The sequence below is a fragment of the Demequina sp. B12 genome (assembly GCF_028823635.1).
Classification (GTDB): domain Bacteria; phylum Actinomycetota; class Actinomycetes; order Actinomycetales; family Demequinaceae; genus Demequina.
In genome coordinates this window covers 171,160-196,776 of the sequence record NZ_JAPEHU010000003.1, presented here as the reverse complement: position 1 = coordinate 196,776, position 25,617 = coordinate 171,160, and the positions used below count along the sequence as shown (strand labels likewise).

27 protein-coding genes are annotated in these 25,617 nt (G+C 64.4%); 25 read left to right on the top strand and 2 right to left on the bottom strand.

What is annotated here, in order from left to right; all coding sequences use genetic code 11:
- Positions 1-44 precede the first annotated feature (44 nt).
- The 3 genes from ndk to smc all read left to right on the top strand — a co-directional run bounded on the left by ndk (position 45) and on the right by smc (position 4,775).
- On the top strand, positions 45-488 hold the full coding sequence (gene ndk, locus ON058_RS08430) for a nucleoside-diphosphate kinase (RefSeq protein WP_274668607.1): 444 nt from the start codon (positions 45-47) through the stop codon (positions 486-488).
- Entirely contained in the window at positions 485-1,093 is a 609-nt protein-coding gene (locus ON058_RS08425; protein ID WP_274668606.1) for a TIGR00645 family protein, read from the top strand. Before ndk ends, ON058_RS08425 begins: the two co-directional genes overlap by 4 nt.
- Before the next feature lie 127 nt (positions 1,094-1,220).
- Positions 1,221-4,775 carry a chromosome segregation protein SMC gene (gene smc / locus ON058_RS08420; protein WP_274668605.1) on the top strand — a complete coding sequence of 1,185 codons (3,555 nt, stop codon included), beginning with the start codon at positions 1,221-1,223 and terminating at the stop codon, positions 4,773-4,775.
- Positions 4,776-4,808: 33 nt separating this feature from the next.
- Here the strand turns inward: smc and ON058_RS08415 are convergent, their stop codons facing one another.
- A complete protein-coding gene (locus tag ON058_RS08415) occupies positions 4,809-6,056 on the bottom strand; it encodes a hypothetical protein (RefSeq protein WP_274668604.1) in 1,248 nt (415 codons plus the stop codon).
- 169 nt (positions 6,057-6,225) lie between these two features.
- Between ON058_RS08415 and ON058_RS08410 the strand changes: the two genes are divergently transcribed.
- The 14 genes from ON058_RS08410 (at position 6,226) to ON058_RS08345 (ending at position 19,517) form a co-directional block, all read left to right on the top strand.
- The gene (locus ON058_RS08410; protein ID WP_274668603.1) at positions 6,226-6,615 is read left to right on the top strand and encodes a hypothetical protein; all 390 of its coding nucleotides are present in this window, start codon (positions 6,226-6,228) and stop codon (positions 6,613-6,615) included.
- Positions 6,616-6,713: 98 nt separating this feature from the next.
- The gene (gene ftsY / locus ON058_RS08405; RefSeq protein WP_274668602.1) at positions 6,714-7,811 is read left to right on the top strand and encodes a signal recognition particle-docking protein FtsY; all 1,098 of its coding nucleotides are present in this window, start codon (positions 6,714-6,716) and stop codon (positions 7,809-7,811) included.
- 116 nt (positions 7,812-7,927) lie between these two features.
- Complete coding sequence (locus tag ON058_RS08400; RefSeq protein WP_274668601.1) at positions 7,928-8,914, top strand: DUF2510 domain-containing protein; 987 nt, start codon at positions 7,928-7,930, stop codon at positions 8,912-8,914.
- A 231-nt stretch (positions 8,915-9,145) separates the two neighbouring features.
- Positions 9,146-10,375 carry an ammonium transporter gene (locus tag ON058_RS08395; RefSeq protein WP_274668600.1) on the top strand — a complete coding sequence of 410 codons (1,230 nt, stop codon included), beginning with the start codon at positions 9,146-9,148 and terminating at the stop codon, positions 10,373-10,375.
- 2 nt (positions 10,376-10,377) lie between these two features.
- Positions 10,378-10,716, top strand: a complete 339-nt coding sequence (locus tag ON058_RS08390; protein WP_274668599.1) for a P-II family nitrogen regulator — start codon at positions 10,378-10,380, stop codon at positions 10,714-10,716.
- Between the two features lie 17 nt (positions 10,717-10,733).
- Positions 10,734-12,506 carry an HD domain-containing protein gene (locus ON058_RS08385; protein ID WP_274668598.1) on the top strand — a complete coding sequence of 591 codons (1,773 nt, stop codon included), beginning with the start codon at positions 10,734-10,736 and terminating at the stop codon, positions 12,504-12,506.
- A gap of 47 nt (positions 12,507-12,553) precedes the next feature.
- Positions 12,554-14,149: a signal recognition particle protein gene (gene ffh / locus ON058_RS08380; RefSeq protein ID WP_274668597.1), complete on the top strand. Its 1,596-nt coding sequence runs from the start codon at positions 12,554-12,556 to the stop codon at positions 14,147-14,149.
- 8 nt (positions 14,150-14,157) lie between these two features.
- The gene (locus ON058_RS08375; protein WP_274668596.1) at positions 14,158-15,237 is read left to right on the top strand and encodes an amidohydrolase family protein; all 1,080 of its coding nucleotides are present in this window, start codon (positions 14,158-14,160) and stop codon (positions 15,235-15,237) included.
- Positions 15,238-15,268: 31 nt separating this feature from the next.
- Positions 15,269-16,624, top strand: coding sequence for a ferredoxin reductase family protein (locus tag ON058_RS08370; protein ID WP_274668595.1), 1,356 nt, complete (start codon positions 15,269-15,271; stop codon positions 16,622-16,624).
- Between the two features lie 22 nt (positions 16,625-16,646).
- Positions 16,647-17,141 carry an FMN-binding protein gene (locus ON058_RS08365; protein WP_274668594.1) on the top strand — a complete coding sequence of 165 codons (495 nt, stop codon included), beginning with the start codon at positions 16,647-16,649 and terminating at the stop codon, positions 17,139-17,141.
- Positions 17,138-17,965 carry an FAD:protein FMN transferase gene (locus ON058_RS08360; RefSeq protein ID WP_274668593.1) on the top strand — a complete coding sequence of 276 codons (828 nt, stop codon included), beginning with the start codon at positions 17,138-17,140 and terminating at the stop codon, positions 17,963-17,965. Before ON058_RS08365 ends, ON058_RS08360 begins: the two co-directional genes overlap by 4 nt.
- Before the next feature lie 57 nt (positions 17,966-18,022).
- Entirely contained in the window at positions 18,023-18,667 is a 645-nt protein-coding gene (locus tag ON058_RS08355) for a hypothetical protein (protein ID WP_274668592.1), read from the top strand.
- Between the two features lie 152 nt (positions 18,668-18,819).
- Positions 18,820-19,284: a 30S ribosomal protein S16 gene (gene rpsP / locus ON058_RS08350; protein WP_274668591.1), complete on the top strand. Its 465-nt coding sequence runs from the start codon at positions 18,820-18,822 to the stop codon at positions 19,282-19,284.
- Positions 19,285-19,286: 2 nt separating this feature from the next.
- Positions 19,287-19,517: a KH domain-containing protein gene (locus ON058_RS08345; protein ID WP_274668590.1), complete on the top strand. Its 231-nt coding sequence runs from the start codon at positions 19,287-19,289 to the stop codon at positions 19,515-19,517.
- A gap of 81 nt (positions 19,518-19,598) precedes the next feature.
- Here ON058_RS08345 and ON058_RS08340 read toward each other — a convergent pair whose 3' ends face one another.
- Positions 19,599-20,009 (bottom strand): hypothetical protein, encoded by a 411-nt coding sequence (locus tag ON058_RS08340; RefSeq protein ID WP_274668589.1) that lies wholly within the window; start codon positions 20,007-20,009, stop codon positions 19,599-19,601.
- Between the two features lie 86 nt (positions 20,010-20,095).
- Here ON058_RS08340 and rimM point away from each other — a divergent pair, with 86 nt between their 5' ends.
- The 8 genes from rimM (at position 20,096) to ON058_RS08300 (ending at position 25,609) form a co-directional block, all read left to right on the top strand.
- Entirely contained in the window at positions 20,096-20,626 is a 531-nt protein-coding gene (gene rimM, locus ON058_RS08335) for a ribosome maturation factor RimM (protein ID WP_274668588.1), read from the top strand.
- Positions 20,626-21,330, top strand: coding sequence for a tRNA (guanosine(37)-N1)-methyltransferase TrmD (gene trmD / locus ON058_RS08330; RefSeq protein WP_274668587.1), 705 nt, complete (start codon positions 20,626-20,628; stop codon positions 21,328-21,330). The genes rimM and trmD overlap by 1 nt, the downstream gene beginning before the upstream one ends.
- Positions 21,331-21,461: 131 nt before the next feature.
- Positions 21,462-21,809: a 50S ribosomal protein L19 gene (rplS, locus tag ON058_RS08325; RefSeq protein WP_274668586.1), complete on the top strand. Its 348-nt coding sequence runs from the start codon at positions 21,462-21,464 to the stop codon at positions 21,807-21,809.
- Between the two features lie 59 nt (positions 21,810-21,868).
- Positions 21,869-22,531: a signal peptidase I gene (gene lepB / locus ON058_RS08320; RefSeq protein ID WP_274668585.1), complete on the top strand. Its 663-nt coding sequence runs from the start codon at positions 21,869-21,871 to the stop codon at positions 22,529-22,531.
- A gap of 3 nt (positions 22,532-22,534) precedes the next feature.
- Entirely contained in the window at positions 22,535-23,239 is a 705-nt protein-coding gene (locus tag ON058_RS08315; RefSeq protein WP_274668584.1) for a ribonuclease HII, read from the top strand.
- A 55-nt stretch (positions 23,240-23,294) separates the two neighbouring features.
- On the top strand, positions 23,295-23,618 hold the full coding sequence (locus ON058_RS08310) for a DUF2469 domain-containing protein (protein ID WP_274668583.1): 324 nt from the start codon (positions 23,295-23,297) through the stop codon (positions 23,616-23,618).
- 111 nt (positions 23,619-23,729) lie between these two features.
- Positions 23,730-24,317 carry a helix-turn-helix transcriptional regulator gene (locus ON058_RS08305; protein WP_274668582.1) on the top strand — a complete coding sequence of 196 codons (588 nt, stop codon included), beginning with the start codon at positions 23,730-23,732 and terminating at the stop codon, positions 24,315-24,317.
- Positions 24,317-25,609: an MFS transporter gene (locus tag ON058_RS08300; RefSeq protein WP_274668581.1), complete on the top strand. Its 1,293-nt coding sequence runs from the start codon at positions 24,317-24,319 to the stop codon at positions 25,607-25,609. The genes ON058_RS08305 and ON058_RS08300 overlap by 1 nt, the downstream gene beginning before the upstream one ends.
- Positions 25,610-25,617 lie beyond the last annotated feature (8 nt).

Sequence of the window (25,617 nt, the reverse complement as noted above, 5' to 3'; positions counted from 1 at the left end):
CCTAGGTGACGGTCGTGGTGGTTGCGCCCGGTAGTCTCATCGCCATGACTGTCCCCTCACAGACACCGACCGAACGCACGCTGATCCTGGTGAAGCCCGATGGTGTGGCTCGTGGCCTTGCAGGTGAAGTCCTGCGCCGCATCGAAGGCAAGGGCTACACGCTCGCTGCCGTCGAGTTGCGCACCCCCACGGCCGAACTGCTGGAGCAGCACTACGCCGAACACGTGGGCAAGCCGTTCTATGCGCCGTTGGTGGAGTTCATGCTGTCGGGTCCGTCGCTCGCGATCGTCGCTGAAGGCGACCGCGTGATCGAAGGATTCCGTTCGCTCGCGGGCACCACTGACCCCACCACCGCTGCGCCTGGCACCATCCGTGGAGACCTGGGTCGTCAATGGCCCACTGCGGTGTTGCAGAACTTGGTGCACGGCTCGGATTCACCGGAGTCCGCTGCACGTGAGATTTCGATCTGGTTCCCGGGTCTTGCATGAGTAAGTTCGAGGATGGGCTCGAGCGGGGAATCTTCGCGAGCCGCTGGTTGCTGGCCCCCATGTATGTGGGGCTGTTGGCGGGATTGCTGCTCGTCACCGTGAAGTTCTTTGCGGCACTGTGGAAGATGGTGTCGACGTACACGTTCGCCAAGAGCGCGGAAGACGTGACCGTTGAGATCCTGACCCTGATCGACATTGCGCTCCTGGGCAACCTGATTCTCATCGTGATCTTCGCGGGGTACGAGAACTTCGTCTCGAAGATCAAGGTGGCCGAGGACTCGGAGGACCGCCCGTCGTGGATGGGCACCGTCGACTTCTCAGGTCTCAAGATGAAGCTCATCGGCTCGCTTGTCGCTATCTCTGTGATCTTGCTGCTCAAGGACTTCGTGGATGCGGACGGCAAGGAGATGGACTACGAGGCTGTGGCGTGGCGCATCGGCCTGCACTTCACGTTCGTCATCTCTGGCGTCTTGTTCGCGGTGATGGACTACTGGGGCGCCAAGCGGTCCGCGTTGCTGACGCAGACCAAGGTCGCCGCCATGCAACTGAAGTCGGGCGCCGTTGTCACGGACGACTCTGAGGTCGCGTCCACCGAGTCCCGCTAACTCACCCCACGCCAAAGCTTGAGGGCCGATGCCAGGGTCACCCTGGCATCGGCGCTCGATTTTTGATGAGTGACCACGCTGGAATGGCTCGCATGATCGCGCGCCATCGTGCCCTAGGCTGACATCCGTGCACCTCAAGACGTTGACGCTGCGTGGGTTTAAGTCCTTCGCCTCCGCAACGACCCTCGAGTTCGAGCCTGGTGTGACGTGTGTGGTCGGTCCCAACGGCTCGGGCAAGTCCAACGTGGTCGACGCGCTGTCATGGGTCATGGGTGAACAGGGCGCAAAGACGCTGCGCGGCGGAAAGATGGAGGACGTCATCTTTGCCGGCACCTCGGGGCGTGCCCCCTTGGGCCGTGCCGAGGTTTCCCTCACGATCGACAACACCGACGGTGCGCTCCCGATCGAGTACACGGAAGTGACGATCTCCCGCACGTTGTTCAGGTCCGGCGGCTCCGAGTACGCCATCAATGGTTCGAACTGCCGGTTGATGGATATCCAAGACCTGCTGAGCGACTCCGGCCTGGGCCGCGAAATGCATGTGATCGTGGGTCAGGGGCAACTCGACGCGGTTTTGCGTGCCACGCCAGAAGAGCGCCGTCACTTCATTGAAGAAGCCGCCGGCATCCTCAAGCACCGTCGCCGCAAAGATAAAGCGCTACGCAAGCTTGATTCGATGCAAGCGAACCTGACGCGAGTCCAGGACCTGACCGCAGAGATCCGCCGTCAACTGGGGCCGCTGGGCAAGCAAGCCGAAGTGGCGCGCCGTGCCCAGCACATTCAGATCGATGTCCGTGACGCCCGTGCGCGCCTCCTCGCCGATGACTTGGCGCAGATGCAAGCGCAGATGGATGCTGGCAAGGCTGACGAATCTGCGCTCCAGGAACGGCGCACGCAGGTGGAAAAGGAACTTGCACAGGCACGCGATCAGCTCGCCACGCTGGAACGGGCTGCCGCTGAGGCCACGCCAGCCCTAACCGCTGCCAACGACATCTACTACCGGCTCAGCGCCATTCGAGAGCGCCTGCGCAACCTCGAATCGCTCGCGCAGGAGCGGCTACGGATGCTGGGATCAGCCACCGACAGCGCGCCGCCCACCGACTTGGTGGACCTCGATGAGCAACTGGAACGCGCCCTGGTCGCGGTGTCGGAACTGGACGCTGAGGTCGCGGCTGCCGCAACCGCGCTCGACCAAGCCGAGCAAGCCCGCCGGCAAGCAGAAGAGGTGGCGCAGGGGTCAGAAAAGCACCTGGGGAATCTGATGCGGTCGGTCGCGGACCGCCGTGAAGGGGTCGCCCGGCTCGCCGGCGATGTCGCCGCACGCCGTAGCCGAGTGGAAGCGGCCGAAGCCGAGATTGGCCGCCTGCGCGAAGCCAAGGACGACGCCGACAAGCGTGCCCAAGACGCCACCACCGAGTTCAAGGCCCTGGAGAACACCGTCGCAAGCGTCGAAGGTGACGACGAGGACTTCGAGGCCTTGCATGAGGCCGCGACGGAAGCGTGGGAAGCCGCCAAACTCAAGCGCGACGAGCTCAAGGATGCCCTGCACGTGTCCATGCGTGAACGCGATACCTGTGCCGCCAAAGCGGAGGCGCTCGAACTCTCCCTCGCCCGCAAAGACGGTGCAGGAGAGCTGCTCGCGGCCGGATCCACGGCAGTGCGCGGCACGGTTGCCGCCCTCATCGAGGTGGGCGCAGACGCCGAGGACGCCATCGCAGCAGCCCTGGGGCCGCTGGCCGATGCGTTGGCCGTGGACTCCGTCGAGGACGCCGTCGACGCGATTCGCTGGCTGCGCGACGAAGACGCAGGTCGCGCACGTTTTCTGGTCGCTGACCCCACCGCCACCGTGACCCAGCCCCCCGTGACGCTGCCGTCGGGCGCTGCCTGGGCATCGGACCTTGTCACAGGTGCCGGAGGCATTGCGGAAACCGTGCGCTCGCTCGTGGCGGGGATTGCCGTCGTGGATGACTTGGCGTCGGCTCGCGCGCTGGTCGCTGACCTTCCCGCTGTCACTGCGGTGACGAGGAGAGGGGACGTCCTCGGAGTCAGGTCTGCATCGGGAGGTGCAGGGGATGCCCCCAGCGTGCTGCATATGCAGGCCGCGCTTGATGAAGCGCGCACCAAGCGTGACGAGGCCGCGCGCACGGTGGACACGACTGAGGCTGCGTTGAGTGATGCCCAAGAAGCGGAGTCGGACGCGCGCGCTCACCACGGCTTGACGCTCGAGCGGCTCAACGAGTCCGATGCGCGTATGGCGTCGGTTGCTGAGCAGCTGGGACACTTGGGCGCTTCTGCGCGCGCAGCCCGAGCGGACTCGGAACGACTCGTGGGTCAGATCGAGGCGGCCCAGGCTCGTATGGCAGAACAGTCTGAGGAGCTGGTGGGGCTCACGCAACGACTCGCCGCCGCGCAAGCAGAGCCCGAGCAGACGGAGTCCGACACCCACGATGCGCAGGTCAAGCGCGATGAGGACGAAGCAGCCGCCCGTGCGGCCCGCGCACGGGAAACGGAAGCACGATTGGCGCTGCGCACTGCGGAAGAGCGTGCCCGTGCACTCGCTTCCCGTGCCGAGTCCCTGGAGAAGGCGGTCGTTGCCGAACGCGATGCCCGCGCCCGCGCCGAGGCCGCCGCCAAGCGACGCGAACGACAAGCCGCCGCTGCCCGCGAAGTGATCGCCGGATGCGCCGATGCTCTCGCCGCCATCGACGTCTCCGTGGCACAAGCGGATGACGAGCGCGCTGCCGCTGAGCAGGCCCGAGCCGAGCGGTCAGGACAGTTGGGCGACCTCCGCGCCCTGGTGGAGCAGTTCGCTGATGAACACCGGCGCCTCACCGATGACGCTCACCGTGATGAAGTCATGCGCGCCCAGATGAAGGTGCGGTGGGAGCAACTCGAACAGCGTTCAGTTGACGACCTCAGCATGGACCCCGCGCAGTTGGTGGAGGAGTTCGGACCGCACCTGCCGGTTCCCATCATTGACGGAGAACCCAACGACGACGGGGAGCTCCCCACGGAGCCGTACGTGCGTGAACGCCAGGAGAAGCGACTGCGGGCCGCGGAGCGTGCCATGAACCAGTTGGGTCGCGTCAACCCGCTGGCACTCGAAGAGTTCGCTGCCCTTGAGGAACGCCACACGTTCCTGCAGGACCAACTGACGGACATCAAGAAGTCGCGCGAAGACCTCCTGGAGATTGTGCGGGAGATCGATGAGCGCGTGGAGCGCATCTTTGTTGAGGCGTTCGAGGACACCGCGAAGCAGTTCGACCGCATCTTCCCACGACTGTTCCCGGGAGGCGAGGGCAAGCTCGTTCTGACTGACCCCAAGAACATGCTGACGACCGGTATTGAGGTGGAGGCGCGTCCTGCGGGCAAGAAGGTCAAGCGCCTGTCATTGCTGTCTGGAGGCGAACGTTCGCTCACCGCTGTCGCGATGCTGGTGTCAATCTTCAAGGCCCGCCCGAGCCCGTTCTATGTCATGGACGAGGTCGAGGCCGCGCTCGATGACGTGAACTTGGGGCGACTCTTGGAGATCTTCACCGAGTTGCAGGAAGACAGTCAGTTGATTGTCATCACGCACCAGAAGCGCACCATGGAGATCGCGGACGCGCTGTATGGCGTGACGATGCGCGGTGACGGCGTGACGACGGTGATTTCGCAGCGGCTCAAGGAGGACGCCGCGTAGCGCGGCCGTTTCGCGCGGGTGCCCCCGGCGCAGCTACTGCTGGCTGTCGATCACTCGCAGGTCGTAGTGGTGTCCGGGAATCCCCGCGACGTCGGCCACGGCAATCACCCAGGTTCCCTCAGGGACTATCTGATCGAGTAGTGGGTCAAAATCGGCGAGGCCTGTCGCGTAGGGGTTGGAATCGGTCCAGGCGATCCGGTACGGGCTCCCGCTGTCGTCAAACCCCAGCACTTCCAGCGTGAGATCTTGTCCGTCCAGGCTTGCGGCTTCAATCGTCAGCCGCGCCGCTGAGCCGACGGTCACGCAGATGTAGGGCTCGTCCTCGTCCGCTGTCATCGTCGCTCCGACCTCGATGGTGGACACGGCCTCGCAGATGGAGGGGGAGAGGTCAGCGTGGCTCGTTGCCGGTTCTCCCTGCCTGATGAAGGTGCCGGAGTTGTCGTAGTAGACCTGTACTGCGGTGAACGCTGCGGAGTCCCAGGCGGCGAGTTCCACCACATACGTGCCGGCCTCCAGTGCGGTGTTGACTTCCGGGTCGGTGCCAAAGGTGTCGTCGGTAGTGGCGAGGACCGTGCCGGTGCCGTCAGTGGTGAGGACAGCAAGGCGAAGGTCGGCAGATGCTTGTGGATCCGCGCTGGAGTCCGCGCCGACCTTGACGAAGGACTGTTGTGGCAGTTCCAGGCACGCGTAGGGCTGCGTGGAGTCCACCATCACGGAGACGCCGTTGGCGAGTAGCGGGATGGTGTCACCACAGTCGGCGGGCGCGGGGAGGGCCGATGCGTCGGGCGCGGGGGAGGCTGCTGGGGTGCTCGCGGGTGCGGACTCCGTGACAAGGATGAACGGCGGCGCTGGAACCGCCGAGTCCGCGACGGCCGTGACAGCGATGAGGTAGTCGCCGGCGGGGAGCGTGGCTGTGATCTCTGGATCTGCTGTCGCTGTGGTCGCGGCACTGTCGATGACGGTGGCGTCACCGGTGCTGACGGTGAGGGTAATGGGCGTGTCTGGGTCTAGCGACGCGGCGCCGATCGTGACGCGAGATTCGGTGTCGATGGTGAAGCAAACGCGGGCGGGTGGCTCAGAGATCTGAGAGTTCAGATCGATATAATCGACATCGACGGCGTTGCAGCCGTCGCCCGCCGTGAGATCGGGACTGGGATCCGGAGAATCTGGATCTGAGTCGCCTCGTGTGGCGAGCACCGCGGTCACTGCAGTCACGATGACGATGATTGCCACTGCTGTGATCCACACCCAACGAGAGCGCGCGCTTGGTGCGTTCTTCATGGGGGGAGGCTATCGCTTCCCGTAGGCGGTGCTGTCACGACCACGCCGCGGTTGTGATCTGGAGCGACTCCCGATCCTTCCCCGGCCACCCATGTCCGTTATGTACACATCTGTCGCTTCGGGACCTAGAGTCCTGAGCGACCAGGCTTCGTTGAATGAGGTTCGCCCCATGTTTGAGAACGTAGGTTCCACACTCACCGTTCTGATCGTGCTCGCGCTCGTGGTGTTCGCGGTGGCGGGACTGTCGGAGGGGCGTCTGCAACACCTCATTGGGCTCATTTCGGGGGCGGAGCGCCGCCGGTTGGGTGATCACGTGTATGACGAGATCGAGCGCAGAGACAATGACTGGGACTTGTTGGGTGGTGTCGACTCGATTCCTGACGACGTCAGCGGCGCGGAGCGCGCCAAGGACTGGGCGTTGAACGCATACGGTCAGGCCAAGGAGCAGACGCTGCACGCCGTAGACGTGGGACGCCAGAAGATTGCCGATCACACGGCGCCCGAGGCCGCGACGACGGACTCACCCACGACGGGTGAACTCGCGGTCGGTCGTCGCTGACCCCACCACGGGAGAAGTTGCGTGCACGATGTGATCGCTCGTGGCGAAGGACACGTGCCGAAAGCGGAACCGGCCGCCTGACCTGAGACACTAGGCACATGGACGTGACGTGGATTCCTGGTGACGCTGATCTAGTCGTCATCATCGCAACTGTCGCTGTTGTCGGCATCGGTGGTGCCGCCGCCTTCTTCATGAGGGGCGGAGCCTCCAAGGGCCACGACGCCTCTGCTTCACCTTCTGACGCTCCTGAAGACTCCGCGGCGGTCGCCACCGTCGAGACACCGGAGGCACCTGAGCGTCGGCTCCAGCGCTTGCGAGGGCGCTTGGGCGGTGGTCTTGGTGCGAACTTGTTGGCGATCTTCTCGCGCGGCGCACTGACCCAAGACGACTGGGATGAACTCGAGGAGACTCTGCTCCTGGCCGATGTCGGGGCATCGGCCACTGACGAGATCCTCGCGGGGCTCAAGGCTGCGCTCAAGGACACTCCGGACGCCGATCCACGAGAGACTCTGCGCGCTGTACTTCTCGACATCGTCGACCCCTCACTCGACCGTTCGCTGAAGCTTGCTCCTGCTGGCAGCGGTGCCCACGAAGCCATCCTGATGGTGGGCGTCAATGGCGTGGGCAAGACCACCTCGGCCGGCAAGATCGCTCGGGTCCTCGTCGCAGAAGGCCGCTCTGTCGTGATGGGTGCCGCGGACACCTTCCGCGCGGCAGCGGCAGACCAACTCGAAACCTGGGGAGCCCACGTGGGTGTCCCGGTCGTGCGTTCGGATCGCGACGGTGCAGACCCGGCATCGGTCGCCTTCGAAGCGGCGACGCGGGCCAAGGACGAAGGTCTTGACGTGGTGGTCATCGACACTGCCGGCCGCCTGCAAAACAAATCCGGCCTCATGGACCAGCTGGGCAAGATCATTCGCGTGTCATCGAAGGCCGCCACGCCCGTCGAAGTGCTCCTGGTACTCGACGCGACCACTGGGCAAAACGGAATGACCCAAGCAAAGGTCTTCGCGGAAGCGGCACCCGTCACGGGCATCGTCCTGACAAAGATGGACGGTTCCGCCAAGGGCGGCATCGTGGTCGCGGTTCAGCGCGAACTGGGCGTGCCGGTGAAACTCATCGGACTGGGCGAAGGCGCGGACGACTTGGCGCCGTTCGACGCTGCGCAGTTCGTCGACGGAATCCTGAGCGACTAACACCTCGAGGTAGGGGCGCAGGCCGTCACGCCTGTTCATGCCGCTATGCTGGGCGCGCACGGACGCATCCGCGCGTTCACCGCGCGGACGTCACTTCAGTTATCGAGGGGGGATCGATGTCCACCACGCCTGCAGGTTGGTACGACGACGGGACGGGCTCGAACCGTCTGCGCTACTGGGACGGAAGTGCGTGGACTCACCATTTCCACCCGCCGCTCAACGAGCCGGCAGGTCACGTAGCGCCTGCGGCACAGGACGATGCTGCTCAGGCTCAGGCTCAGGCTCAGGCCCAGGCTCAGGCCCAGGCTCAGGCCCAGGCCCAGCCGGCAGAGCAGTCCAGCTACGCGCAGTCCGTGACCGCCGCACCCGAGCAGACTGCTGCCGCGGCTCAGCCGCACTCACTGCAGCAAGCACAGCCCACATGGGGGCAGCCCGGGGCTGCTCAGCAGGTGCCCGCGCATCAGGGCTACGCCACGGTGGATCAGGATCCTCAGGCGTACGTCAATCAGGGGTACGCGGCCCAGGGGTACGGCGTGGTGTCGTCTCAGAACGAACCTGGGAACGCGCCCGCGAAGCCTGGCTTCCCGGTATGGGCATGGGGCGTGATCGCTGGTGCTGTCGTGCTGATCATCGGCCTAGTGGTGGTGGCGATCGTGCTGCTGGGGGGCGGTGACTCGGATTCCACGGAGTCTGCCGCCACCAACGAGGTCGTGAGCGATCCCGCTGAGACAGAGGTTGTCGAGGCCTCGGGAGACGACGCTGAGGAGGTCGAAGCGACCTACCGCACGTGGCTCGATGCATCGAACGCCCTGGACTGCGAGGGCATGGCCCCGCACATGACCGCCAACTTTGAGGAAGTCATCTTTGGTGTGATCGACTGCGAAACGAGTGCGGAGATCGGCCAGGAGATGATCGACTCCGGTGAGTACGAGGTCACGTCGGACGTAGCGGTCATCAACATTGAGGTGGCGGGCGACACCGCCACGTTTACGGTGGGCGCTCCTGACGGCAACGGTGGAGTCGATGACTTCGGAGCCGCAGACGTGACTGCTGTGCGGGTCGATGGCGTGTGGAAGTTGGACTCGCTGAGCCTGGGTTACTAGTTCGACGCCCGGATCGTTGGCGGGCGGCGATGCGGTCACGAGTGACGGTGTCGCCGCCCGTTTTTTCGTCTGTGTCCTGGAACGCACCGCCCGAGTTTGTTGACGCAACAGAGTTTTTACGTTGAGGGGTTCGTTGTAACCGTCGCGAAACATTGCGGTCGCTCAGGGGCAACAGCGGTGCGGAAGTGTGACTTCTGACTCGCCGAGGGGCGGGAACAAAGGAGAAGCAGAATGGATAGCGGCAACATTGCCTGGCTCCTGACTTCTGCATCGCTCGTGTTGCTGATGACGCCGGGTTTGGCGTTCTTCTACGGTGGCATGTCGCGGGGCAAGTCGGTGCTCAACATGATGATGATGAGCTTCGGCGCAATCGCAGTAGGTGCGGTCGCGTGGGCGCTTGTCGGCAACTCGATCTCGGTGGGCGACTCCATCGGTGGTCTCTTCGGAGACCCGAGCACGGACTTCTTGCTCAGCTCGTCGTTTGTTTCGGGTGACGGTGAGTCCCTGATCGCGACCGGCTTTGGCGCCACCTTCGCCATCATCACGGTGGCCCTGATCTCCGGTTCGGTGGCGGACCGCATGAAGTTCAGCGCGTGGATGGTCTTCGCATTCCTGTGGGTCATCCTGGTGTACTCGCCCGTATCCCACTGGGTATGGGGTGGCGGCATCCTCGCTGAGGGTGGCGGCATCTTCACCGCTGACTGGTTCCCGCAGGACTTCGCTGGTGGAACCGTGGTTCACATCAACGCCGGTGTTGCCGGTCTGGTGATGGCGCTCCTGCTGGGTGTGCGTAAGGGCTTCGGCAAGGAGCCGATGCGTCCGCACAACCTGCCGTTCGTGATGCTCGGTGCCGCACTGCTGTGGTTCGGCTGGTTCGGCTTCAACGCCGGTTCCGCCTTCGCTGCCGATGACGCCGCTGCAGCCGCATGGGTCAACACGACCACTGCAACCGCAGCCGCCATCCTGGGCTGGCTGCTGGTGGAGAAGCTGCGCGATGGCAAGGCGACTTCGCTGGGTGCCGCTTCTGGTGTGGTTGCTGGTTTGGTTGCCATCACGCCGGCCGCTGTGGCTGTCGACCCCTGGGGCGCGCTGCTCATCGGTGTCTTCGCCGGTGTGCTGTCCTCGCTCGCAGTGGGCCTGAAGTACAAGTTCGGCTACGACGACTCGCTTGACGTCGTGGGTGTTCACCTGGTCGCCGGTCTGTGGGGAACGGTCGCCATCGGCCTGTTCGGAACCACCACCTTCGGTGCTTGGGACGGTGTCTTCACCGGGGGCGACCTTGGTGGACTGTGGGCACAGATTGTGGCCGCTGGCGTCACGATCGCTTACTCCGCGGTTGCTACGCTGATTATTGGACTGGTTCTCAAGTTCACCATCGGACTGCGCGTGAGCGAAGAGGTCGAGGTTTCCGGCATCGACCTTGCCGAACACGGTGAGACTGCCTACGAGGAGGCGAAGTAGTCATGAAGCTGGTCACTGCAATCATTCAGCCACACCGCACGGACGAGGTCCGCGCCGCTTTGGAAGCTGCTGGCGTCAAGGGCGTCACGATTTCTGAGGCTGCAGGGTATGGACGTCAGAAGGGCCACACCGAGGTTTACCGCGGTGCCGAGTACACCGTTGACTTGGTGCCTAAGGCTCGTATCGAGGTCCTCGTGGACGACGCTGACGCTGTCACCGTGACTGAGGCCATCGTTGCCGCAGCACAGACAGGCAAGATCGGCGACGGCAAGGTCTGGACGGTTCCCGTGGAAGACGTAGCCCGCGTTCGCACCGGCGAACACGGTACCGACGCTCTCTAAGGGGACAGAAGTACTCCATGGAGAACTCCTTCAGCACTGCTGAGGGCTCCGACGCTGAGGTCCCGCACCCATCAGGGGTGCGGGACCTCAAGCGCGTCCGAGCCGAACGAGCGGCAGCACTCATGGAGCGTGCGGTGCCCGGTCCGCAGCGACGCCGCGAGCTCGCCGCGCTCGTGCAAGAGCGGTTGCAGCAGCTGTGGGCTGAGGCAGGCGGTCCCACACAGGGAGCTGCGCTTGCCGCGGTCGGTTCGCTGGGGCGCGGCGAAATGGGGCCGGCCTCTGATCTTGATCTGGTGCTCCTTCACGATGGACGGTCGCTGACGAAGGACGCGTTGGGGGAGCTGGCGCAGGCCCTGTGGTACCCCATTTGGGATGCCGGGTTGGAACTTGACCATTCGACTCGGTCGATCACCGAGTGCAGGCAAGTGGCCTCGAAGGATCTTGCGGCGGCCGCGGGTCTGCTGGACGTGCAGGCGGTCGCAGGCGATGAAGCGCTGGTGACGCAGGCGCGTGCGGCGATCTATCAAGACTGGCGGGCGGCTGCGCGCAAGCGGCTTCCCGAGCTCCTGGGCGCGTCACGTGCTCGCGCCGAGCGTCACGGCGAGTTGGCGTATCTCATTGAGCCTCATCTCAAGGAGGCACGTGGCGGATTGCGTGACTACGCCAGTTTGTCTGCGTTGAGCGCCACATGGCTCACGGACCGGCCTCACGGTGCGGTGGACGATGCCGCAGAACACCTTCGGGATGTCCGGGATGCCGTTCATGTGGTGAGCGGACGACCGGTGAACATTGTGGGCAGGCACCTAGCCGACGACGTGGCGGCTCTGTTGGGCTTTACCCATGCGGACGACATGCTGGCGTCCATCTCTGAAGCGGGCCGCACGATCGCGTTCGCCCTGGATGCTACTGAGCGCGGGGCACGTCGCTCGCTGGAAAGGGCGGGGATCGGGTCCAGGGCGTGGCGTGCGCGCCGGATGGGGGCGGCGCCCCGGCACACCACCGTCGCGGAAGGATTGATCGACGTCGATGGCGAGCTTGCGATAGCTCCGTCCCATGACGTGACGTCCGATGCGTTGCTTCCGCTGCGCGCCGCCGCCACGGCTGCGACCACCGGGCTTGCCTTCACTCCTGGGTTGCTCGAATCGCTCACGCTCGCGCCAAGCCTTCCCCAGCCATGGCCAGCCCAGGCGCGGGCCTCCTTGGCTGAGCTGTTGCGCGGGAGTGCCCACCTGGTCAGTGTGTGGGAAGCGATCGACCTTCATGGACTTGCCGTGCAGTGGGTCCCTGAATGGGCTGCGGTGAGGAACCGCCCGCAACGCAGTCACGTTCATCGCTTCACCGTTGATCGTCACATGATTGAGGCGACGGTGATCGCCGGAAAACTGCGTCGTCACGTCCCGCAGCCGGACCTCTTGCTGTTCACGTGCTGGCTTCACGACATCGGCAAGCGCGCCGATGCCACCGACCACTCGCGTGACGGCGCTCGCCTGATCCCAGGTATCGCGGAACGGATTGGACTCCCCGCAGATATGGGGGCAGACATCGAACTGTTGGTGAGAGAACACCTCACCTTGGCCGAGTTCGCCACGAAACGCGACCCCGACGACCCGGCCACCGCATCGGCCCTCCTGGAACGTGTGGACGGTAGGGAAGACCTCCTCCTGACCTTGCGTGCCTTGACGGAGGCCGATGCTCGTGCGGCGGGTCCGCAAGCATGGACCACGTGGCGAGCGGCGCTTGTCGACACGCTCACCGCGACTGCGCGCGCCCAGCTCGACACCGCCCGTTGAGGTCGCCGGTACGCTAGTGCCCTACGTGTTTTCGAAGGGACAGGTACGTGTTCGCCAATCTTTCTGATCGTTTGACATCGACCTTCCGCAACCTGCGGGGCAAGGGCCGGTTGTCCGAGGCGGACATTGATGCCACCATCCGCGAGATCCGCCGTGCCCTGCTCGATGCTGACGTCGCCGTACCCGTGGTGCGCACCTTTACGGGCAACATTCGTGAGCGTGCCCTCGGCTCCGAGGTATCGGAGGCGCTGAACCCGGGCCAACAGGTCGTCAAGATTGTGAACGAGGAACTCGTCGCAATATTGGGCGGGGAAGCACGTCCACTGACGTTTGCCAAGACCGGACCTACGGTCATCATGCTCGCGGGTCTGCAGGGTGCCGGTAAGACAACCCTCGCAGGAAAGCTGGCGCACTACCTCAAGGGGCAGGGCCACACGCCGTTGCTGGTGGCGGCTGACCTGCAGCGTCCCAACGCCGTCAACCAGCTTCAGGTGGTGGGTGAGCGAGCCGGTGTGCCGGTGTTCGCTCCCGAACCAGGCGTGACGCGCGAAGGTGAGCGCGTGAAGGGCAACCCCGTCAAGGTTGCCAAAAAGGGACTCAAGGAAGCCGAATCCAAGCAGCACTCGGTCGTCATTGTTGACACCGCAGGTCGCCTGGGTGTCGATGCCGAACTGATGAAGCAGGCTGCGGACATCCGCAAGGCGATCGACCCCGACGAAGTGCTGTTCGTCATCGACGCCATGATCGGTCAGGATGCCGTGGCGACCGCTACTGCATTCGACCAGGGCGTCAGCCTGACCGGTGTGGTCCTCACCAAGTTGGACGGTGACACCCGCGGTGGTGCGGCGCTGTCGGTCCGTGAAGTCACTGGTAAGCCCATTCTGTTTGCGTCCACCGGTGAGAAGCTCGACGAGTTCGAAGTCTTCCACCCGGACCGCATGGCCAGCCGCATTCTCGACATGGGTGACATCCTCACGCTGATTGAGCAGGCGGAGAAGGCGTTCGACCAGGCCGAGGCCGAGCGGATGGCCGAGAAGGTCACGAAGGGCGAGGACTTCACCTTCACGGACTTCCTGTCGCAGATGCAGCAGCTCAAAAACATGGGCTCCATGAAGAAGATGCTGACCATGCTTCCGGGTATGGGTCAGGTGCGCGATCAGATCGAGAACTTCGATGAGCGTGAACTGGTGCGGACAGAAGCGATCGTGCAGTCCATGACGCCGCTGGAACGCGACAACCCCAAGGTCCTCAACGGGTCGCGCCGCTCCCGTATCGCTGCCGGTGCTGGCACCACGGTCGCCGAGGTCAACTCGCTCGTGAAGCGGTTTGAGCAGGCGCAGCAGATGATGCGCGCCATGGCCAAGGGTGGCGGGATGCCGCAACTGCCCGGTCAGGGCGGCGGTGCTCCAGGTGCCTGGGGCGGAATGCCGGGCGGCAAAAAGTCCAAGGGCAAGCAGGCCCCGCAGAAGAAGGTCAAGGGCAAGTCTGGTAACCCGGCAAAGCGTGCCCAGCAGGAGGCCGCGGCCCGCAACAAGGCCGCTGGACAGTCTCCCTCCGGAAGTGCGTTTGGCTTGGGCCAACAGCAGCCGCAGTTTGACCCCAAGGACCTTGACACGGACCTCGGCAAGTACCTGGGCCGCTAGGTAGCCGCATGGAGGCTCTCCACCTGACTGGGCCCGTGATCGTCGACGACACCACGGTCCACGATCAAGCCTGGGTGGTGGGTGGACGGATCACCTTTGAGCGGCCGCGTCAGCGGGTCGCCGTGACCACGGTGTCCGGTGTGGTGATCCCGGGTCTCGTGGACGTTCACTGTCACGTGGGCCTGGATGCGGGCGGTGGCACCGATGAGGCTCTCGCTGCGAAGCAAGCGACAGTGGACCGGGACGCGGGAACGCTGCTGATCCGCGATGCCGGGAGCCCCCTCGACACCTCATTTGTTCACGACCGCGATGACCTGCCGCGCCTCATTCGGTCTGCGCGCTTCATCGCCCGCCCCAAGCGCTACCTGCGCTACTACGCTCGCGAGATCGAGCCGCACCAGCTGCCCCAGGTGGCTGAGGAGGAAGCTCACAAGGGTGACGGCTGGATCAAACTGATCGCCGACTGGATCGACCGTGACGCGGGGGACCTCACCCCGTTGTGGACCACCGCAGAGTTAACCGAAGCGCTCGGACGCGTGCACGCCGCGGGCGCACGAGCCACCGCGCACACGTTCTCTACTGAGGCCATCGATGGCCTCCTCGACGCGGGGATCGACTGCATCGAACACGGCACAGGGATGACGGATGCGCAGATCGCGGTCGCCGCCCAGAAGCGCATCCCGGTTGTCCCAACCTTGCTGCAGGTCGCGAACTTCGAGGGATTCGCTGATCAGGGGCAGGAAAAGTTCCCCGCGTACTCCACCCGTATGCGGCGCATGTACGAACGTCGCTACGACCACGTCCGCGACCTCTATGACGCGGGCGTCCCGCTCTTGGTGGGGACCGATGCTGGCGGCACGCTCGGGCATGGGCTCCTTCCGCAGGAGGCTCGCGAGATGGCCACGGCGATCCCAGCATCGGCCGTCGTGGCTGCCGCAAGTTGGCAGGCCCGCGCGTTCCTGGGCGTCGATACCCTGACCGAGGGCGCTTCAGCGGACCTCGTGATCTACGACCGTGATCCGCGCCAGGACATCTCCGTGCTCGCCACACCCCACGCGGTGGTCCTGCGCGGGCGGCGCGTCCGTTGACGCGAGCGCGCCTGTTGAGACAATGGGGTCCATGACCCCGGTAGAAGCGCAGCGTCAGCGTTCCTTCGCGCGTCGAGGCCTCTGGGTCGACGGGCTCGAAGCACTGGTCTGGTTGTCCGCTGTCACGGGCATCGCACTGATGGTGGCTTCCGGCGGCCTGGCATACGTGTCCAGCCCCGCGGACTGGTTCTATGCGCTCGGACGTGCACTCGGCATCGTGGCCGCCGTCTTGATGATGACGCAGGTGCTGCTCGCGTCGCGCGCGCCGTGGGTGGAACGCGCGATCGGCCACGACCGAGCGATCGCTCTTCACGCCAAGTGGGGCAAGATCGCCGTTGTACTGATGCTGACCCACGCGCTGCTGATCACCAGCATCACCGCCAGCTATGACGACCGCAACGCCGTCAGCCAGTTCCTTGCCTGGTCCGACTATGGGTGGTTCATGTTGGCCGCGCAGGTGGCGCTTGGCGCGTTTGTGGTGGTGCTACTCACGTCCGTGGCGCTCGTACGGGTGCGGTGGCCATATGAGCGATGGCACGCCGTTCACATGCTCGTGTACGTGGGCGTGGCGTTCGCGGTGCCACACCAGTTCCTCGAAGGATCCACGTTCCGCACAGGAGGAATCGCATGGTGGTTCTGGGCGGTGTGGTGGACGGTGACGCTCGGATCGTTCGTGGTGTTCCGGCTGATCCGACCTTTGGTGTTGATGCGGCGCCACGGCCTGACCGTCTCATCGGTCGTGGGTCACACCGACGGCAGTGCCACCGTGACCATGACTGGTCGCAATCTTGAACGTTTGAAGGCTCAGCCTGGCCAGTTCTTCCTCTGGCGCTTTCTCAGTCCCGAACTGCGCATGCAACAGCACCCCTATTCGTTGTCGGCCGCGCCGGGGGAGAGCTTGCGTATTACCGTCAAGAACTCCGGTGACGGTTCCGGGGCGGTTGCGCGCCTGCAACCAGGGACACGGGTCCTCATGGAGGGGCCGCTTGGAGTGTTCACGCCTGCGACCCGCTCCGGGTCAAGCCTGATCCTGATCGCTGCGGGCATCGGTGTCACGCCGATCCGCGCCATGGTGGAGGCCTGTGCGCCAGGTGACGACGTCACAGTCGTGCTGCGGGCGCGTTCGCGCGCCGAAGCACCGCTGATCGAGGAAGTGGAGGCACTTGCGGCTGCCCGCGGCGTTCACGTCCACGTGGTGCTCGGCCCGCGCGGTAGCGGTTGGGGCAGTGTGGACCAACCAGTGTCGATCGCGCGGCTCGTGCAAGACCCCAGCCGGGCGGATGTCTATGTCTGTGGGCCCCGTCCGTGGGCGTTGGCCGTGGAAGCCGATGCTCTCGCAAGCGGCGTTCCTCAGGCTGGGATCCATCGGGAGGAGTTCGGATGGTGACGCGTCGGAGGGAGAAGGAACGATGAAAGCAACGAATGCTGTGGTGGTGACAGGAGCATCGGCTGTCATCTTGACCGCTGGCTTCATCGCGGCACCCAACCCAGGTGGCAACGACACCGACGAGTCGGCGATGCCGTCGCCGACCCCCGAGGGCAATCTCACTTCCGCTACGAGTGCAGACGATGGTGCTGCCTCGGAGTCGCCGGCAGACTCCGGCGCTGACGAGACATCAGACCTGGTGTCGGGCACCTTCGATGGTCCGGTCGTCAACAACATTCGTGGTGACTACCAGGTGCGCCTGACGTTTGACCAGGGTGTGCTGGTAGAAGTCGAGTTCCCGGTTGCGGGCACCGAGGCACCCGAGTCACGCTTCATCAATGAAGATGCCCTGCCTCAACTAGCAGAGCGCTTTGTGGAGGCGCAAGACTGGGATGTCGACTACGTCTCGGGCGCGAGTTTCACGTCCCCTGCCATGGTGGAGTCCGCCCAGGGCGCCTTCGAAGACGCAGGCGTGTGACGAGCTCGGACCGCTCCACCATCGGGGTCACGGTGACTGCGATGGCGATGGACTTCACTGTCACCGTCGCCACGGACGCGCATCATCGTGACGCAACGCAGGGTGCCCTCGACACGCTGGCGGGCTACCTTGCTAGCGATCTTGAATGGGTTGACGCCGTCTTCAGTACCTATCGCGAGGACTCGTGGATCAGTCGGCTGAACCGTGGCGAAGTCCGCGTCAGTGACGCGCCAGCGGCTGTCGCGGAAGTGCTGGACCTGTGCGAGCGGTTTCGTGACGAGACTGACGGCTGGTTCGACGCACGGACTCCGGACGGCGGTGTTGACCCCACCGGAATCGTGAAGACATGGGCCATGGATCGAGTGCGGTGGCGCTTGGCGTTGCTCGGGGTCGAGTGCGGCATGTTCGCGTGTGCTGGGGATATCGAGGTCTTCGGCGCTGTACCCGCAGGCAGTCCTTGGCGCATCGGAATTGCTGATCCTCGGGTTCCGTCCACCGGGAAGGGCGCTTCGGTCGACTCGGTCAGCATGGGAGGTCGTGGGCGCCCGCGCGCCCTGGCGACGTCCGGGCTTGCCCATGACGCTAACCACATCTGGGCTCCCGTAGCGAAGGGCAACTCACGCACCCCGTCGACCGTGATGCAGGCGAGTGTGGTTGGTCCCGACCTGGTTCAATGCGATGCGTGGGCTACCGCCATCGTTGCCGGTGGTGATCAGGTGGCCCGGCTGGCACCCCGGTTCGGCATGCAGGCGCTGGCGCTCCGTCGCAGTGGTGGCCGCGTGAAGTCCCTTTCCACGCCCCATTGGCCGAGCGATCATGGGTGATGCGCGGGGGTTCACCCCTACGCTACATTTGTCGAAATGATCCGACCAAGGAGCGCAATGGCGACTCGACCACTCACGGCAGTGGTGCTAGCAGTGGCGGCGAGCCTCTCGCTTGCGAACTGCTCGCCCGCGTTCCTTGGAGGAGTGTCCTCGTCGAACTCACGCGATGCCAGTGTGGCTTCCGCCCAGGCCTCGCACGCGAACTTGGCTCCCGCGACGGTGTCGCCTGAGGATTCGGTGTTGCTGCGCAAGCAGTCACTGATCGAACTCTCTGGTCCTGCTAACAATGACGGCACGTTGGGCTCCGGCTGTGACGTGCAAGAGGAGTCCGAACTGCCGGACGGGGTCTGGTTCTCGTTCGTTCAGGGAGTGGACCTGGATGCGGAACTCGCAAGCATCGACGTGGCATGTCTGTTTGGCACTGATTCTGATCAGTGGGAGATCTACCGGGATGGCCTGGAGCCAGAACTGACGCCTGCACGGTTCGTCATCACCAACGACGTCTCCCTCACCATCGATGTGCCGATCGCTGCAGACATGGAAGTGTTTCTTGCTGCACACGACTGGGCACCGGTCACGCCTGCCGAAGCACTCGCAGACGGCGAGGTCTCCCTGGAGCGCAGGGCTGCAGGTTTGTGGGTGATCATCGGCGAGGGCGAGATCGTCGCTGTCGTCGAACCCCAACTCGACGGTGCCTCCTAGCGTTACGCACAGCGCTCAAGATCTGGCACAATAGTGCGTTGGTTGGTGTGGCCCTCTACCCATGCCAGCTATTCGTCTTGCCAGCAAGGCTCGTTCGTGATTCCCCGAACGGCGCGTTGCAGGCTCACACCGAATGAAAAAGGAGTACAGCCATGGCTGTGAAGATTCGCCTCAAGCGCTTCGGCAAGAAGAAGGCACCGTTCTACCGCGTCATCGTCATCGATGGCCGCGCCAAGCGTGATGGTCGCGCGATCGAAGAGATCGGCAAGTACCACCCGCTGTCCAACCCCTCGTTCATCGAGATCGACTCGGACCGTGCCCAGTACTGGCTGTCCGTGGGCGCTCAGCCTTCCGACCAGGTCCGCAAGCTGCTGGAACTGACCGGCGACTGGGGCACCTACAAGGGTGACAAGAACGCCAAGTCGACCGTCGAGGTCCCCGCTGGCAAGGTCAGCGCTGAAGAGCAGATCAAGGCAACTGCCGATGCTGCCGAGAAGTTGAAGGCCGAGAAGGCTGCCGAGGCTGAGAAGGCCAAGAAGGAAGCCGAAGAAGCCGCTAAGGCTGAGGCTCCTGCCGAGGAGGCCGCTGACGAGGCCGCCGAGGCCGAGGAGAAGTAATCGTGGTCGTCGACGTTCTGGAGTTTCTGGTGCGTAGCATCGTCCGTCACCCGGACGACGTCACCGTCTCTGAGCGCTCTGGCCGTCGCGGCACCACCCTGAACGTGGTGGTGCACCCCGAGGACCTCCCGCGTGTGATCGGCCGTCGTGGCCGCACCGCAACCTCGCTGCGTACCGTCATCGACGCAGTTTCGCGCGATGACGTCCGCGTCAACATCGTGGACGTGGCTTAACGCCGACGTCACCCACGAAGCCCCCGGCACCACACGGTGCCGGGGGCTTCGTCGTTGTGTCGCGCTGGGGGATGGCGGCGGCTACGTGCGAAGGAACCACAACGAGGCACGGCGATTGTGCAGCAGCGCCACAATGACGACGGCCCAGGCGATAGAGATTCCCGCCTGCCACCCGGGGTATCCCGAAATGCTGAGCAATCCGAACACGTCGACCGCGATCCGAAGCGTCATGACGGCGGTGATGATGAAACGGGCGAGCCGCGAGCCGCGCCCGAGCGCCGCCGCCGTGAGCATGGTCACGACACCAAAAACTATGAACGTCCAGCCGTAGATCGTGACCGTGCTCGCGTTGACGTCGAGTTCGGCTACAGCTGAGTCGTTCCCCGCAGCAAAGAGCCACAATGCCCCACCCAGGAGCATGCCGATGGCGTATAGCCAGGTCAGCACCACCACGACGGTGACGGATCCTGGGCGACTAGGACTTTCGGTCACGGTTCACTCCTGAATAGTTGATAGCTGGCTGCACGGTCAGATTAGTGGAGCGTGACTGCGTATGCGCGTCCCCTACGCTTGTACGCATGAAGGTGACTGTTGCGCGCATCGGCCGTGCTCACGGGTTGAAGGGTGAGGTGAGCGTTGAGCTGCGCACCGATATCCCTGACGAGCGTCTCGTTCCAGGGACGGAGTTTGAGACGGAACCTGCATCGGCAGGGCCGCTGACCCTCACCGCCGCGCGCACCCAATCGGGCCGCTGGTATGTGAAGTTCGCAGAGATCACGGATCGCAACCAGGCGGAGTCTGCCAGGGGCGTCGAACTGGTCATCGATGGTGACGAGTCTGACGAGGACGACGCCTGGTACGTTCACGAACTCGTCGGCCTTACCGTGCAGCGCCCCAACGGCGACGTCGTCGGGTCCGTCGTGGACCTGCTGAGCATGCCAGCTCAGGACCTCTTGGTGGTGAAGCAGCCGTCGGGGGAGCGGGCCATGATTCCATTCGTTGCGGAGTTCGTGCCTGATGTCGACCTCGACGCAGGAACTGTGACCGTGACTCCGCCATACGGGCTTTTGGCCGGGGAGACTCCGGAGGAGACGGGGGAGACGCACTAATGCGCATCGACGTACTGACGATCTTCCCTGAGTTCTTTTCCGTGCTCGATGTATCGCTGCTGGGCAAAGCCCGAGCGAAGGAACTGGTCTCGGCAGAAGTGCACAACCTGCGAGACTGGACGAGCGACGTCCATGGCACAGTCGACGACGCTCCGTTTGGTGGGGGCGCCGGCATGGTGATGAAGGCCGATGTCTGGGGTGCGGCGCTGGACGACGTCATGCAGCCCGGTGCGCACCTGATCCTGCCCACGCCCGCAGGGATCCCCTTCACCCAAGCGAAAGCTGCGGAGCTGGCAACGGAAGACCAACTGGTGTTCGCCTGTGGGAGGTACGAGGGCATTGACGCGCGGGTGCCGCAACACTACGCGGATGCCGGTTTCCGTGTCAGCGAGGTCTCCTTGGGGGACTACGTGCTGAACGGCGGCGAAGTGGCGGTGGTCGCGATGGTGGAGGCCATCACCCGACTCATCCCCGGGTTCATGGGCAACGCCCAGTCGATCGTGGAGGAGTCCCATTCGGACGGCCTCTTGGAGTATCCCAGCTATACCCGGCCTGCCACCTGGCGAGGACTCGATGTCCCCGAGGTGCTTCTGAGCGGACACCACGGCAAAGTCGCGCGATGGCGGCACGAGCAGCAAGTGCAACGCACCAGGGAACGGCGGCCCGACCTGCTGCCAGACCTGCCCGACCATATGGCACAATAGATCTTCGGTGCGAGCAGGGCTCCATGCCTGCCACAGGGGGTTCGAGCACATCCTGCCTCGCACAGATCACAAACGAAGCCGTAAGGCAGAGCACGTGCAGGACCTGTGGCGTGTGCGTGGGAGTGAAAGTCATGCAGAAGCTTGACCACGTCACCGCGGGTAGCCTCCGCGACGACGTCCCCGACTTCCGTCCGGGTGACAACGTTAAGGTCCACGTGAAGGTTATTGAAGGTAACCGCTCGCGTATCCAGGTGTTCCAGGGCTTCGTCCTGCGTCGCCAGGGCCAGGGCATCGGTGAAACCTTCACCGTCCGCAAGATCTCGTTCGGCGTGGGCGTCGAGCGCACCTTCCCGGTGCACGCCCCCACGATCGACCACATCGAGCTGGTCAGCCGCGGAGATGTCCGCCGCGCCAAGCTGTACTACATGCGCAACCTGCGCGGTAAGGCAGCTCGCATTCGCGAGAAGCGCGAGAACTGATCATCAGCGACACGTCGCAAGCGCCGGCGGAGGGCCAATCGCCCTCCGCCGGTCGCCGTATGTGGGGGTATGTCCGGGAGTTCCTGGTCATCGTGCTGTGTGCTTTGGCGCTGTCGCTCCTGATCAAGACTTTCTTTTTTCAGTCGTTCTGGATCCCGTCCGCCTCGATGGATCCCACGTTGCAAGAGAACGACCGCATCCTGGTCACCAAATGGCGCCCGGACCCCCTGGACCTGCGACGCGGCGACATTGTCGTGTTCAAGGATCCGGGCGGATGGTTGCCCGCGCCTGACAACGGTGCGGATGACACCGCCCTTGAGGCATTCGGCAAGGATGTCTTGACGTTCACTGGACTCCTTCCAGAAGATGCCGGAACACACCTCGTGAAACGCGTCGTGGGACTGCCCGGCGAGACAGTGGTGTGCTGCGATGCAGACGGTGCCATCACGATCGACGGTGAACCCCTTGACGAGACGTACTTGCAGGACGGTGTGGAGCCGTCCCTGACGACCTTCGAGGTAACGGTGCCCGAGGGATACCTGTGGGTCATGGGGGACAACCGACCCCACAGCGCCGACTCTCGTTCGCACATGGGCCAGCCTGGCGGCGGAGCCGTTCCCATCGACTCCGTCGTAGGAACCGCTTTCGCGACGGTATGGCCGCTGTCTAACTTCCACGGCATCGGCAACCCCTACGACGATCCCGACGTCGTCACCGAGTAACTCGTGGCCGTCTCACTCGAGCGGGAGCTCAGCCTGTGGGATGCCGGCGCACGCGTGATCGTCGGTATCGACGAGGTTGGCCGTGGTGCGCTTGCCGGTCCCGTGACCGTGGGTCTGTGTGCAGTGGCCCGTTGCTCGACCTGGCCCGCTGGACTCGCCGACTCGAAAAAGCTGTCACACTCACGCCGTCTGTCCATGGTTGACGCTCTAGCTGAGCATGACGGGGTCGGATTTGGACTGGCACGTGTCGTCGCCCACGCCACCGCAGCGGAGATCGACACCTACGGAATCGTTGCCGCGCTCAGGCTCGCTGGCATGCGGGGCCTCCACGACCTTGAGTTGCTCGGCATCCACGCGGATGCAGTGCTCCTTGACGGCAAACACGACTGGCTCACCCCTCCGCAACTCGATCTCTTCGCCGGGGTCGAGGACCCAGGCTCTCCAGCATCGGCCCCTTACCCGGACGTCACCACGCCTCCGGTGACGATGGTGATCAAGGGAGACGACCTCTGCGCGTCGATCGCGGCGGCCTCGATCGGGGCGAAGGTCGAGCGTGACGCCATCATGGCCGAGGCCCATCTCGCACACCCTCAGTACGGGTGGGAGGGCAACAAGGGGTACGGCGCAGCGGTGCACCTTGACGCGCTTCGCACCCACGGCCCCACGGCGTTGCACCGACAGTCGTGGTCACTACCCGGGCGGGCGTAGCAGTACGGCGGCGCGCCGCCGCCTGGTGCGCCAGGCGTGCGCGAAGATGGTCACTGTGAGTAGTGACGACCTTGAGAACTATGAGACCGCGGCCGAGTTGGCGTTGTACCGCGAGTACCGCGATGTAGTGGGGCTCTTCCAGTACGTCGTGGAGACCGAGCGTCGGTTCTACCTGTGTAACAAGGTCGATCTTGAGGTGCGCTCGTCGGGGAGTGACGTGTACTTCGACGTCCACATGACCGATGCCTGGGTGTGGGACGTGTACCGCTCGGCCCGGCTGGTGAAGAACGTGCGGGTAGTGACGTTTAAGGACGTCAACATCGAAGAGCTGGCACAGGACGACGCCATGCCCGACATCCGGCAGTTGCGAGGCCGTTGACGGCTCCGCGCTAGCGCGCCGAACTGAACCGTGCAGTGCTTTCTTGGCCTGCTGCGGCACGAATGCAAAGAAACTGTTGCAAAGAAACCTTTGTAGTCGTACCGTGGTGGTGTGATCAACCCTCAACGCAAGATTGACGCCGCTTCATTGAAGGCTCTCGCACATCCGCTCCGCGTCGACCTCTTCGACGCACTCGTGGTGGGCGGGTCAGCCACGGCAAGTCAGTTGGCAGAACAACTCGGCGAGTCCTCCGGTGCCACGAGTTATCACCTAAGGCAACTGGCTCGTCACGGGTACATCGAGGACGACCCGGAACAGTCCGGCGGTCGAGAGCGCTGGTGGCGGGTTGTGCCCGGCGGGCTCACGCTTGACTCACCCGAGCTCCACGAGGGGAGCGCGACGCGTGAGGCAGCGCTCTTGGTCTCTCGCCAGTTCCTCGATCAGCGTGCGCGGCGCGTCGATGCCTTCGTCCGCCAAGGTGAGGCAGAACTAGGCACGGACTGGATGGGCGCCGCGATGCTGATGGCGACCACGGCATCCCTGACTCCGGAAGAGACACGGACTCTTGGCGACACACTTGCCACAGTGGTACAGGAGTTCCTCGAGCCCCTGCAGGGCCGTCAAGACCCGCCGGAGGCGCGCAGGGTGGCGACCCATGTGAACGTGTTCCCGGTGACGGGGCTTGAAGGGGGTCAATGATGGCGCGCGAGTCTCTGGGCGGCGGGTTTGGTCGTCTGTTCACTGCTGCGGTGAGTTCCAACCTTGCAGACGGAGTGGGTCGGCTGGCAATCCCGCTGACCGCGGTTTCACTGACGACGGATCCTCTCGCGATTGGTCTGCTGTCCGCGCTCGTGTACGTGCCGTGGCTGTTTTTTGGTGTGCCAGCGGGCATGCTCGTGGATCGCATCGACCGCCGGGTGGCGATGGCGGTCGCCAATGTGGTGCGCATGGTGACCGCCGCTGCGGTCGCAGTCTCCATCGCAACGGGGACGGTGTCCATCGCCGTGTTGGCAGTCGCCACCGTGCTGTTTGGCATTGGCGAGACGCTGTTCGACAACGCGACCAACGCGGTGGTGCCGTCGTTGGTGAAGCGGAGGCAGCTGGGGTCCGCCAACGGCAGAATCCAGGGCGCTCAAGTGGGCGTCGACATGTTTGTCGCGACGCCGGTCTCGGGTGTGCTGTACGCCATTGCGGTGGCGTTGCCCATGGTCGTGTCCGGAGCGGGCTATGTGATCGCGGCGCTGCTCGTGCTCGCACTGCCCACGGCGGCGGCGCGTCCAGCGCCGGTGCCTGGCGACGACAACGCCCCGGTTCCGCTCAAGGAGGCGTTGATGTTCTTGTGGCGTCACCGCTACCTCCGCGCGATGGTGCTGTTCACGTCCGTCGTCGGCTCTGCTTTTGCTCTCGCACAGTCCGTCACGGTGTTGCTGTTCGTCGATCGCTTTGGCGTGACGGAAGCTGCGCTGGGCTTTGTGACGGCGGGCATCGGCGTAGGTGGTCTCGCGGGGTCGCTGACGGCGGGAGCGCTGATGAGGCGCTTTGGTACCGGCAGGGTCTTGGTTCTGGGGTCCTTGTTGGGAGGAGTGGGGCTCGTCATCACGGGACTCGCGCCGAACCTGTGGATTGCGATGGCCGGGTATGCCGTGGGTGCGTATGGCGTGTCGGCGTGGAACGTGCCCTGGGCTACGTTGCGGCAGATGCTGACTCCCGGGCGCATCCTGGGGCGGGTTATTGGTGCCGCGCGGACCGTGTCGTGGTCAATGATGCCGGTCGCGACGTTGCTGGGTGCGTGGCTGGCGCGGAGTGGACTTCAGTTGCCGTTCATTGTGGGTGGCGCGATTGCGGCGATCGCGACGGTGGTGGGGATTCCGTTGCTGTTGAAGGCCGATGCGCAGGTGCCCGTGGACGTCGAGGACGATCGCGATGAAGAGGCGCCGATGCCGGTACAGGCAGTCCCGCTTCCTGGGGCGGTCACCACCACACAGGAGTGATGTCCCCA